The 10,741-nt window shown below is 70.8% G+C and carries 10 protein-coding genes and 1 pseudogene; 3 read left to right on the top strand and 8 right to left on the bottom strand.

Annotated elements, in window-relative coordinates; all coding sequences use genetic code 11:
- The coding region (locus WH85_RS27485; RefSeq protein ID WP_045744925.1) for a pectate lyase family protein at positions 1-1,269 on the top strand (1,269 nt) is incomplete at its 5' end.
- 194 nt (positions 1,270-1,463) lie between these two features.
- On the opposite strand, the gene WH85_RS27480 is transcribed toward WH85_RS27485, so the two are convergent.
- From WH85_RS27480 to WH85_RS27470, 3 genes are read right to left on the bottom strand one after another with little or no spacing between them, the layout of a single operon-like run.
- The gene (locus tag WH85_RS27480; protein ID WP_157411239.1) at positions 1,464-1,823 is read right to left on the bottom strand and encodes a hypothetical protein; all 360 of its coding nucleotides are present in this window, start codon (positions 1,821-1,823) and stop codon (positions 1,464-1,466) included.
- A 30-nt stretch (positions 1,824-1,853) separates the two neighbouring features.
- A complete protein-coding gene (locus WH85_RS27475) occupies positions 1,854-2,294 on the bottom strand; it encodes a hypothetical protein (RefSeq protein ID WP_045744909.1) in 441 nt (146 codons plus the stop codon).
- A gap of 44 nt (positions 2,295-2,338) precedes the next feature.
- Positions 2,339-2,605 carry a helix-turn-helix domain-containing protein gene (locus WH85_RS27470; RefSeq protein WP_045744908.1) on the bottom strand — a complete coding sequence of 89 codons (267 nt, stop codon included), beginning with the start codon at positions 2,603-2,605 and terminating at the stop codon, positions 2,339-2,341.
- Between the two features lie 88 nt (positions 2,606-2,693).
- On the opposite strand from WH85_RS27470, the gene map reads away from it, so the two are divergent.
- Entirely contained in the window at positions 2,694-3,461 is a 768-nt protein-coding gene (gene map, locus WH85_RS27465; protein ID WP_045744907.1) for a type I methionyl aminopeptidase, read from the top strand.
- Positions 3,462-3,508: 47 nt separating this feature from the next.
- On the opposite strand, the gene WH85_RS50760 is transcribed toward map, so the two are convergent.
- The 5 genes and pseudogenes from WH85_RS50760 to WH85_RS27445 all read right to left on the bottom strand — a co-directional run bounded on the left by WH85_RS50760 (position 3,509) and on the right by WH85_RS27445 (position 9,359).
- Positions 3,509-3,760: a type B 50S ribosomal protein L31 gene (locus WH85_RS50760; RefSeq protein ID WP_045744923.1), complete on the bottom strand. Its 252-nt coding sequence runs from the start codon at positions 3,758-3,760 to the stop codon at positions 3,509-3,511.
- Between the two features lie 90 nt (positions 3,761-3,850).
- Positions 3,851-4,060 (bottom strand): annotated as a pseudogene (locus tag WH85_RS50755) (GTP-binding protein); the annotation flags it as partial.
- A gap of 91 nt (positions 4,061-4,151) precedes the next feature.
- A complete protein-coding gene (locus WH85_RS27455) occupies positions 4,152-6,839 on the bottom strand; it encodes an NACHT domain-containing protein (RefSeq protein ID WP_045744906.1) in 2,688 nt (895 codons plus the stop codon).
- Between the two features lie 109 nt (positions 6,840-6,948).
- Entirely contained in the window at positions 6,949-7,587 is a 639-nt protein-coding gene (locus tag WH85_RS50750; RefSeq protein ID WP_045744905.1) for a response regulator transcription factor, read from the bottom strand.
- Entirely contained in the window at positions 7,578-9,359 is a 1,782-nt protein-coding gene (locus WH85_RS27445) for a sensor histidine kinase (RefSeq protein WP_045744904.1), read from the bottom strand. Before WH85_RS27445 ends, WH85_RS50750 begins: the two co-directional genes overlap by 10 nt.
- A gap of 163 nt (positions 9,360-9,522) precedes the next feature.
- Here WH85_RS27445 and WH85_RS27440 point away from each other — a divergent pair, with 163 nt between their 5' ends.
- Positions 9,523-10,710 carry a choice-of-anchor M domain-containing protein gene (locus WH85_RS27440; RefSeq protein WP_157411238.1) on the top strand — a complete coding sequence of 396 codons (1,188 nt, stop codon included), beginning with the start codon at positions 9,523-9,525 and terminating at the stop codon, positions 10,708-10,710.
- The last annotated feature ends 31 nt before the right edge of the window (positions 10,711-10,741 follow it).

Genomic DNA, 10,741 nt, shown 5'->3' with positions numbered 1-10,741 from the left:
GCGAACGGTGCCCTGTTGCAGCAGTGGGGCTGCACGGCGGGCGCGAAGTGGCAGCAGTTCACCCTGAAAGCCGTCGGTTCCAGTTATCAGCTGGTGAATCTCAACAGCGGTAAGTGCATCGACGTGCCCGACTGGTCGACGACCTCCGGCGTGCAGTTGCAGCAGTACGGCTGCGTCGCCAGTCAGAACAACCAGTTGTGGACGCTGGTCGCGAGTGGCACGAACACGTTCCAGGTGGTGAACGTCAACAGCGGTCTGTGCATGAGCGACAAGGATGCGTCCACCGCGTCCGGCGGCGCGATCATCCAGGAGACCTGCACCGCCAACACCAACAAACAGTGGGCGTTCACCCCGGTCAGCGGCGGCCGCACCTGGTCGAACACGGCGGACGGGTTCGCCGGCACCGGAGGCGCGACCACCGGCGGCACGGGCGGCACCACGGTGACCGTCACCACGTACGCCGACCTGCTCAAATACGCCACCGCCAGCGCCGCGTACATCATCAAGGTGAGCGGCACCATCACGGTGCCGACCTACGGCTACGAGATCCCGGTCGCGTCGAACAAGACGATCGTCGGCCTGGGCACCACCGGCCGGATCAAAGCCGGCGGCTTCTTCCTCGGCACCGGCGTCCGCAACGTGATCATCCGGAACCTGACCATCGGCGACACCGCCGTGGCCTCCGACGACCCGGACGACAAGGACTTCGACTACGACGGCATCCAGATGGACACCGCCGACCACGTGTGGATCGACCACAACACGTTCACGAACATCAACGACGGCTACATCGACTCGCGCAAGGACACCTCGTACGTGACCGTGTCCTGGAACGTGATGGGCAACCACAACAAGACGTTCGGCATCGGCTGGACCGACAACGTGACCGCACGGATGACCATCCACCACAACTGGATCCACAACAGCAACCAGCGCAACCCGAGCGCCGACAACCTGCTCTACGCCCACCTCTACAACAACTACCTGCAGAACATCACGTCGTACGGGAATCTGTCGCGAGGCGGCACCAAGATGGTCCTCGAGAACAGCTACTTCGACACGGTCAACAACCCGTGGAACATCGACGACACCACGATCGGCCAGCTCAAGCAGAGCGGCAGCATCGCCGTGAACTGCACCGGTAAACAGGTCACCGGCGGTGCGGCCTTCACACCGAGCAGCTTCTACGCGTACACCCTCGACCCGGCCGCCGACGTGCCCGCCGTGGTCAAGGCCAACGCCGGCCCGCAGGCCACCATCACCATGTGACACTGGCACCGATTCGGCCGGCCACCCGAACTTCCGGGCGGCCGGCCGGCAGGTCCATGACAATCGGAGTGGCCCGCCCTTGTCACGCACCATGAGTCGATAGGTTCCGAGGCGTCGCCGGACGACTGGGCGTCGGTGTCGCTTTACCGCCGCGACCAGCCAGCCGTCGCCCCACCGAATCCCTGATGGCTACGTCAATTCCTCAAGGGGTTCTCGCCGGGGGCGGGCAGGTGGCAGGGGCTGCCCAGGGAGACGGCGAGATATTGCCGGTCCACCGTGGTGGTGACGACCGTGGTGTGGCTGGTCGACGGGTGGATGGCGCTGAGTTTGCCGCGGGTGCCGTCGGCGAAGGTGCTGTCGTCGGTGATCTCCCAGCCCCGCTGTTGCAGGACTGTCCTGATGCGTCCGAGGGTGGCGAGCTGGCCGGCGGGGTCGACCTTCAGGTCGCCGACGGCGCCGAGGCTCCAGCGGTCGTCGTCGGGGGAGCAGCCGGTGGCCAGGGCCAGTGCCGCGGTCAGGCCGACCATCAGGTGTGCTGCCCGTCGGCGGTTCACTGCTCGGCGCCTTTCTGACGTCGTATGCGGTCAATTCCGCGCGGCTGACCAGGTGGGTCCTGCGCCTACTGCCACGAAGAGTTCGAAGGGGAGCTCGGGGTCGGCCTGGATCACGGCCAGCGCCACCCAGCGGCTGTAGGTGGGGCAGCTCCAGACCAGCATGTCCCGCGTCTGGCTGCGGAAGAAGCCGGCTGCCTCGCCGAGTTCGCGGTCCGTCTCCCCGAGGTCGACCTCTTCGGCCGGGCCCCACCTCGCGGTCAGCGCCGCGGCGAGCCGGTCGTGATCGTGGTCGATGGCGTCCCGGGCTGGTCCGACCACCTCTTTGCTGCGGTCCTCCCAGAAGTCCTGGGTCACGGCGAGGCGGGCGACGTGGTGGTCCATGTCGCCGAACGCGTCCCGGCGTCCATACGCGGTGTCCGGAAACGGCTGGCGTAGCAGCGCTTCGACGGCCGTTTCGTGCGCCGAACTCATCGAGGCGGCGGGGCTTTCGACGCGTACCCGGGGAAGAATGGGTTTCAGGAGGCCTGGCGCATGGGCATGCCGGCCAGCCACACCTCGGCAAGGTCGGAGAGGGGGACGCCGAGGACCTCGCCCAGGCAGACGACGGTGCCGAACGCGGGGGCCGGGAGGCGGCCGGCCTCGATCTTGCGCAGGGTCTCGGGGGAGATGCCGGCTGCCAGGGCCACCTCGCCGAGGCTGCGGGTGCCTCGTGCTTCCCGGAGTGCGGCGCCGAGGCGCTGGCCCGCGGCGATCTGTTCGGGGGTGAGCGGTGGGCGAACCATGGGAGCAGGATAGCCTGACCGGACTGGTGGTATAAATATACCGCACGGCGGTGGTATAACTATACCGCGCAAGAGTGGAAGGAACGTCATGATCGAGCTGAAGTCCCCGGAGGAGATCGGGCGGATGGCCGTGACCGGCCGGTTCGTCGGTGAGCTGCTGGCCGAGCTGAAGGGGATCGCCGACGTGGGCGTCAACCTGATGGACCTGGAGCAGCACGCGCGGGGCCGGATCAAGGAGCGCGGCGCCGAGTCGTGCTACTGGGACTACGCGCCGTCGTTCGGCCGGGGACCGTTCCGCAACGTGCTGTGCCTGTCGGTCAACGACGCGGTGCTGCACGGTCTGCCGCGTGACTACGTGCTGCGGGACGGTGACCTGCTCAGCGTGGACATGGCGGTGGGCATCGACGGCTGGGTCGCGGACGCCGCGGTGTCGACGGTCGTCGGCACGCCGAGTGCGGACGACCTGAAACTGATCGAGGCGACCGAGGTGGCGCTGGAGGCCGGCATCGCGGCGGCCCGGCCGGGCGGCAAGATCGGTGACATCTCCGCGGCGATCGGCGGGGTCGCGCACCGGTACGGGTACACCGTGAACCTCGAGTTCGGCGGGCACGGCCTGGGCCGCACCATGCACGAGTCGCCGCACATCGCCAACAACGGGCGGGCCGGGCGCGGCATGAAGCTCGAGCCGGGTCTGACGGTGGCGATCGAGCCGTGGTTCTGCGCCGCCACCGACAAGATCAAGTTTGACGCGGACGGCTGGACGATCCGGTCGGCGGACGGTTCCCGGACCGCGCACTCCGAGCACACCATCGCGATCACCCCGGACGGGCCGCAGGTTCTCACCGCGGTCTCCTGACGAGAGCGGGGACGGCAGGCGACTCGCCTGCCGTCCCCGCTGTTTTCTCAGCGCTGGTGGCGGGCGTACTTGGCGCGGAACTTCTCCACCCGCCCCGCGGTGTCGAGCAGCCGTTGCCGGCCGGTCCAGAACGGGTGGCTGGCGGCCGAGATCTCGACGTCGATCACCGGGTAGGTGTTGCCGTCCTCCCACTCGATCGTCTTCTCGCTGGTGGCGGTGGACCGGGTCAGGAAGGCGAAGTCGGCGCTGCGGTCGCGGTACACGACCGGGCGGTACTCGGGGTGGATGCCGGCTCTCATGATTCTCCTCGGTGATGGTCGTGCGGCAACTCGTCGAGCCGCCACTGGGGAACGGGTCGGGGAAGGTGTGCCAGAGGAAACCCTTCGACCGCAGGACGCCGTCATCTCGACCAGGCGTTCCTCGGTCCGCGACAGCCCGCCGCCGTCGCGGACCGGCGCGGCGTCGATGTTGATCTCGCTCATGTCGTTGAGGATCACCGCGACGCGCAGGCCGTCGCGGTTGGCGAGCAGGTGGTCGAGCAGGGTGGTCTTGCCGGCCCCGAGGAATCCGGACAGGACGGTGACCGGCAGCTTCGGCACACGCTCTCCCCGGCTTGTTGGAAACGATTTTCATTGTACGTTAGCTGCCCTGTCAAGAGAGCCGGCGGCGGGGCCGGGGTGCCGGGCGGTGTTACAGGCCACTCGAGGAGGCGGGCCAGGTGCGTGCGCTGCTGGACGCCGTCGCCGCCGGTGGTGGTCCCTCCCGGCGAAGCTCCGCGTAGAGCTCCTCGCCGAGGTAGGTGCGCAACCCGGCGTACCGGAACCGGTACGTGTCGCCGTCGCGGATGATCAGCAGAGAGTCCTGCAGCTCGGCGGCGAAGACCAGCAGCCGCCACGGCAGGTCCCGGTGCGCCACCCGCCACAGGTGAGCGACCAGGAAGACCGGCCAGACGGTGTACGCGCACGCGACGATCACCCCGAGCGTCGACGTCACGAGCAGCGCGTCCTCCGGCCCGATCGCGTAGCTCCGCGCGTGCTCCCGGATCACCGCCAGATGCCCGGGCGCCACGTGACCGAGCATCGTGATGAAGACGGCGGCCAGCACCGTGACACCGGCGAGGATCGCGATGGCGAGCCGACGGTCGTCGCGCATCGTCACCGGCGACTCGGGCCGGCCGAACGCCTCGTCCTGCTCCACCGGCCCGGAGGGAACGGTACTGCCGGAGACATCCGCGGGAGCCCGCGACGACGGCGAGCACAGCCACTTGACCGTGCCGCCGACCAGCCCGACCGGGAATCCGGCGACGAACAGGAACACCACACCGACGGCGTACGCGTAGTCGAGGCCGTACCGGATCCCGCCGCCGATCGCGCCCCCGGCACCGATGGCGGTGGCGAACAGCACCCCGACCAGGACCGCGCTGTGCCACGGCTCGGTCCGCGCCCCGCCCCGGATCCGGATCTCGCTCGGTACGGTCTCCTCCCGGGTGAGATACGTGCGGGCGGCGACGGTGGCGAGCCCGATGCCGAACGTCACCGCGATGTACACGGTGGCGGGTGTCCGCTCCGGGTCGACGAAACCGGTCAGCCGGGCGAACAGCACCGGCGGCAGCGTCCCGGCGACCCCCAGGACCAGGCTGGCCAGGGCCGGCGGACCGAACCGCCGGGACCGGCGGCCCCAGCCGCGAACCCGCCGCAGGACCGGCTCCCGGACCCTGGCCGGGAGCCGTCGCGGCCACCGGGAGCGCAGCAGCGTGTCGAGGCACAGGTAGGCGGCCGTGACGCTCGACGCGATCTCGAGCGCGTCGGCGGTCGCCTGTCGCCACCCGCACAGCATCGTTCCGACGGCGAACACCCCACCGGCGACGGTGGCGAACACGGCCGGGGCGGTCCGCCACGTCATCGGCCGGGCCCGGAGGAAGGCCGCGCCGACCCCCACTCCGCACCCGATCGCCAGGCCCCGGGTCAACCCGACCGGCATCTGCAGGGCCAGCCGGTACGCGGGGAGGACCGACAGCGCGGACGCGACGGCCAGTGCCTGCCGGGGCGGCTCGCCGACGGCCCGCCACCAGGACAGCCGGTGCGTCTTCCCGGCGACCATCACGTGCGCCAGGTAGGTCAGCCACCAGGTGCTGCGATCCCGGCTGAGCAGTTTCGACGGCAGCCGCCGGCCGGTGCCGGTGGCCCAGTCCACGTGCAACCGCAGCAGACGGCTGCGGGTGGCGTGCCGCGGCCCGTCCGAGGCCAGCGTGGTCAACGCGTCGACGGTGATGTCGCCGCGCCCGGCGGCCCGCGACGCCAGTTCGAGCATCATCGGTGTCGACAGGACCGAGAGGAGCGCGGGCCGGTGGGGCAGGACCCGGGCGAGTTCCTCGACGCCGCGCGGGTCCCAGCGGGACCCGTACCCGATCGCCGCGCGCTGCCGCAGGTAGGCCACCCGCTGCCGCACCGTCGGCGGCTGGACCGCGACGATCTCCACTTCGCCGGCGAGCGCGCCGAGGCGTTCCCGCACCCGATCGGAGGTCGCCGCCCGGGACAGGATCACGACCGACCAGTCGCCGCCGAGGGACTGCCACAGCTGCCGGGCCGCCCCGGCCCGGGCGGTGGAGGGCATCTCGTCCCAGCCGTCCAGGATCAGCACCGCCCGGCCGGACCGCAGCAGCCGGCCGACCGGTCCGGTGTCGTCGTGGGCCTGGATCCGGCGCAGCGACGGGTAGAGCCGGCACGCCCGGCGGTTGAGCCAGCCGACGAACGGCGTCCGGCCGGTGTAGCCGGACAGCGAGATCAACAGCGGCACCGGTGTGAGGTCGTCCTGGCCGGAGGAAGCGCCGGAGGAAGCGCCGGAAGGGGCGCCGGAGGCGGTTCCGGGGTCGGTACGCCGGCCGGCCAGACCCAGCGTGAGCAGCAGCGCGAGGGTGGTCTTGCCGGCGCCGCCGACGCCGTGGATCGCCAGCCGGATCGGTCCGGGCGTGTGCCGGTCCAGTACGAACCGCGTCCAGGCCAGCGAGAACTCCTGATGGGTCCAGAGTCGGTCCGGGGCCTCGTCCACGGTGTGCTCGAGGCCCGCCACGGTCACCGGGAGGAGCTCGCCGCGGGGCTGGCGGAGTCCCCGGTCGTCGGCCTCCCGGCCACGCCGGCTGAGGATCTCCTCGCGGATCGCCGCCAGATCCCCGGCGGTCACCGGGGTGCGTCCGGGTGCCGGGGCGAGCTGGCGGTCGGCGACGGTGAACAGCAGGGCCACGGCGGCCAGCAGCGCACCGACGGCGCTGCCCCACGGGTCGGCCTTGTCGATGCCCTGCACCAGGAGGACCACCATGACGATGATCGCGGCGCCGGCGGACAGTGCGGCGCCCGCCGACAGGAGGCTGCGCCACGACACGCGACGGGAATCATTCCGATAGCCGGACATCATTGCCCTTTCTGCGAGGAAGGGCGCTACACATCCAAAGCTATGAGATCTCCGGCGAGGCGGGCAGGAGGGGAAACCCTCACGGCCGCTGGGCGTCCAGCCATTGCAGAATCGCGAGGACCCGCCGGTTGTGGCCCGGGTCGGACGGCAGGCCGAGTTTGCGGAAGATGCTTGTCAGGTGCCGTTCCACGGCGGCGTCACTGCTGAACATCACCGTCGCCACGGCGTGGTTGCTGAGCCCGGACGCGACGTGGCGCAGCACCTCGCGTTCGGTGGGGGAGAGCTCGCCGGGCGCGGCCGCGGAGATGCGCTGGGCGATGACGTCGTCCAGCACGACGTCGCCGGCCGCCACCCGGACGATCGCGTCCTTGAGTACCTCGTCGTCGCGAACACGGTCCTTGATCAGGTAGCCGACTCCGCGGGGGATCCGTTCGACGAGGCGGCGCGCGTACGCGAAGAACTGGTAGTCGGAGAAGAGCAGGATGCCCACCCGCTCGTGCACCCGGTGCACCCGCTCGGCTACCCGGAAGCCCTCCTCGTCGCCGGACGGTGGCATGCGCGCGTCGAGGATCACCACGTCGGGCGGGTCGGCGGCGATGCCGGTCAGCAGCGACGGGCCGTCACCCACGGCGAGCACCACGTCGATGTCCAGGGTGCCCAGCAGCAGGGCCAGGCTGCTGCGGAAGATGGGGTTGTCCTCGGCGAGGGCTACGCGCACGGGATCACGCCCTCGACGACGGTGCCGCCGCCGGGACCGCCGCGGACGGTCAGTTCGCCGCGCAGGGACCGGACCCGTTCGCTGAGGGCGGCCAGCCCGGATCCCGGGGTGGCGTGGGCGCCGCCGCGACCGTCGTCGCCGACCCGGGCGACGGCGTGACCGTCCACGATCCGGGTGGACACCGTGATCCGGCTCGCGTGCGCGTGTTTCAGGGCGTTGGTCACCGCCTCGCTGAGCAGCAGGTACATGATGAGTTCCACCTCCGGCGGGGTGCGCCGCTCGTCGATGTCCAGGGTGATCGGGGTGGCGACGCCGTCGAACTTGAGCTGCAGGGCGGGGCCGAGACCTTCGGCGAGCACCTCGGGGTGGATGCCGCGGGCCAGGTCCCGGAGTTCCTTGACCGCGACCTGGACGGCGGCCTGCGCGTCGTCCAGGGCGTCGCCGAGTTCCGTGGTCCGGTCCTGTCCCGCCCGGTGCCGTCGCAGGTGGATCCGGATCCGGCTGAGGTGTGCCTGTACGGCCTGCAGCGTCGAGTTGACGCCGTCGTGCAGTTCGTGGCCGATGCGCTGCAACTCGTTGAGCGAGTCCCGGGTCAGCCGGGACCGGGAGCGTTGCGACTGGGACAGTTTCTCGGTCAGGTCGTCTTGCAGCATGCCGTCGGTGAGGACGATGCCGCAGGCCGCGGCGGCGGCGCGGACGGTGTTCTCGCGCCGGTGCAGCGTCGGGTCGACGAGCAGGGCGGCGATCGGGCGGCCGTTGCGGTCCGGCACCTCCACCAGCCAGCGGGTGTCCTCGTCGACGGCGATCGGGTACCCGTTCGGCGCGAGGAAGCTCGTCGGTGATCCGGATCGGACAGCCAGCACGAGGGTGTCGTCGTCGAGGACCCGGCGCAGGGCGGCCTGCATCTCCTCGACGGTGTCGCTGCGTGACAGCAGGCGCAGGTCGGACTCGCCGAGTCCGCTCTTGAGCCGGCGCTGGATCAGGCTGACGATGAAGGCGACCGGCGCCACCAGGGCGGCGAACGCCGACAGCGCCCGCAGCGCGTCGGTCAGCGGCCCGGTCACGTGCAGGTTCACCGCGATCAGGTAGAGGCCGCCGACCACGCCGATCGAGACGGCCGCCGCGGTCGCCGGGATCATGTCCGAGCGTTCCAGGCCCTGCGAATGCCGGACCCGGTAGAGCAGCAGCACCGGCAGCAGCAGCGCCAGCCCGGTCACCCCGATGCCCACCGCGCCGCTGACCAGCCGGTAGAGGCTCTCGTCGGCGACGACGGTGGGCCACCAGGCGTCCGGGTTCCAGCGGATCCATTCCGGACGGGACGCGGTGGCGACCACGATCTTGCCGCCGAAGACCCAGATGGCCAGGGTCGCGAAGTAGAACCTCTCGTGGCGGTGCCCGAGAGCCGGTTCGGGGTAGCGGACCAGGGCCAGGCCACCGACGACGAACCAGCCGTATCCCAGGACGAAGGAGATCAGCGGCACCGGTCCCCACTGCCAGGCCGGTGGCCAGATCCACCACCACGACACCGCGTAGCAGAACGACGCGCCGATCATGCCCCAGCCCAGTCGGCCGGTGCGCCCGTCGGTCAGCAGGAACGTCCCGGTCATGGCGAACGAGGCCACGTCGAGCACGTAGAGGACGCCCAGCAGGAAGTCGCTGTCCCAGCGCGGGAGCCAGAACACCACGGCGAGGAGCCCGGCGACGACGGCGACGAGGATCGGCCGCCAGCCGACGACCGGATCGTTCGCCGGTGGGGCGGGTGAACGGGCCATGGCGTCGATGTTTGTCGACGTGTGGTGGCCGGGGCAACGGCGGTCGCCCGCATTCCGGAAGTTGAGGGCAAACCCTCGCGGTTCACAGTCGACGGTCCGGCGTGCTAGGTTCCCGAACCGGAAATGAAAACGAGTTTCACTAGCGATAAGAAAGAGGGGTGTGATGAGAGCCTTACGGGGAGCGGTGATGGCGGCCGTGCTGGTCGGCGCTGCTCTGGTGGGTACGCCGGCGCGGGCCGCCGAGGCCGTGGTGCTGTCCCAGGGGCACACCGACGCCGTCGACGTGCACTACGCGAACGGCAGGCTGGCGCTGAAGATCAAGGACGACACGGTCAGCCCGGCCGTCGAGCGGGACCCCGCGGACGTCACGTTCCAGGTGCTGCCGGCCGCCAGGACCGAGGTGCCCGACCTCGACGCCTTCAGGTTCCTGGGCGCCGCGGGTACGCCGATCTGGATGCTCCCGCAGGTCCAGGACCCGGCACTGCTCTGGCCCGGCTGGAACACCACCACGCTCGACTCCGGCGTCTTCAAGAACGACAAGGTCACCATCAGCCTGGTCGGCGTCGACGGCCCGGGTGCGGTGACGCTCTTCGACACCAGTTCGCTCGGTGTCCCGGCGGTCCGGTTCGCCAGCGCCGACGGGCTGCCGGACTCCCTCGACGTGGCCGTGCACACCCACGCGCACGCCAGCTGGGTGTTCGGCGCGACCGGCCGCTACACGCTGAAGTTCCAGGCCGACGCGGTCCTCGCCAACGGGACGGTGCTGTCGACCGGCCCGGTGAACTACCGATTCCTGGTCGGGGAGGACGACGGCAGCGGCGACGGCGACGGCGACGGCGACAGCGACAGCGGGGGCGACGGCGGGGGACAAGAGCCCAACGGCGTCTCCAAGAGCATCACCGCGGAGATCGACGCCGGTGCGGGCGCGCTCGTGCTCAGCGTCGACCCCGAGGACCGGGAGGCCACCCTCCCGGCCGCGACCCTCAACACCACCGGTGACCGGTGGGAGAGCAACGGCGCTCTCCGGCCGGTATCGGTCACCGACACCAGGGCGGCGCAGCCCGGGTGGAGCGTGTCCGGCCGGATCGACGGCGGTTTCACCGGCCCGGACGGTGCCACGTTCGGCGGCGACCACCTCGGCTGGACTCCGCAGGTCACCACCCAGGCCGCCGGCCAGGGTGTGGTGGCCGGCCCGGCGGCGACCGGACTCGGCACCGGCGGCGTCCTCGGTTCGGCTCCGGCCGGCAAGGGACGCGGCACCGCCGAACTCGACGCCGGACTCCGGCTCAGCGTCCCCACGGACACGTCGCCCGGCACCTACCGGGCGACGCTGACCCTCACGGCCATCTGAGTGCGTGGCGGGGGTTCGCCTCCGCCACGCT

The sequence above is a fragment of the Actinoplanes rectilineatus genome (genome assembly GCF_000962825.1).
Lineage (GTDB): Bacteria > Actinomycetota > Actinomycetes > Mycobacteriales > Micromonosporaceae > Actinoplanes > Actinoplanes rectilineatus.
The sequence above is the reverse complement of the archived record's forward strand: the minus strand, read 5'-3'. Positions and strand labels throughout refer to the sequence as shown.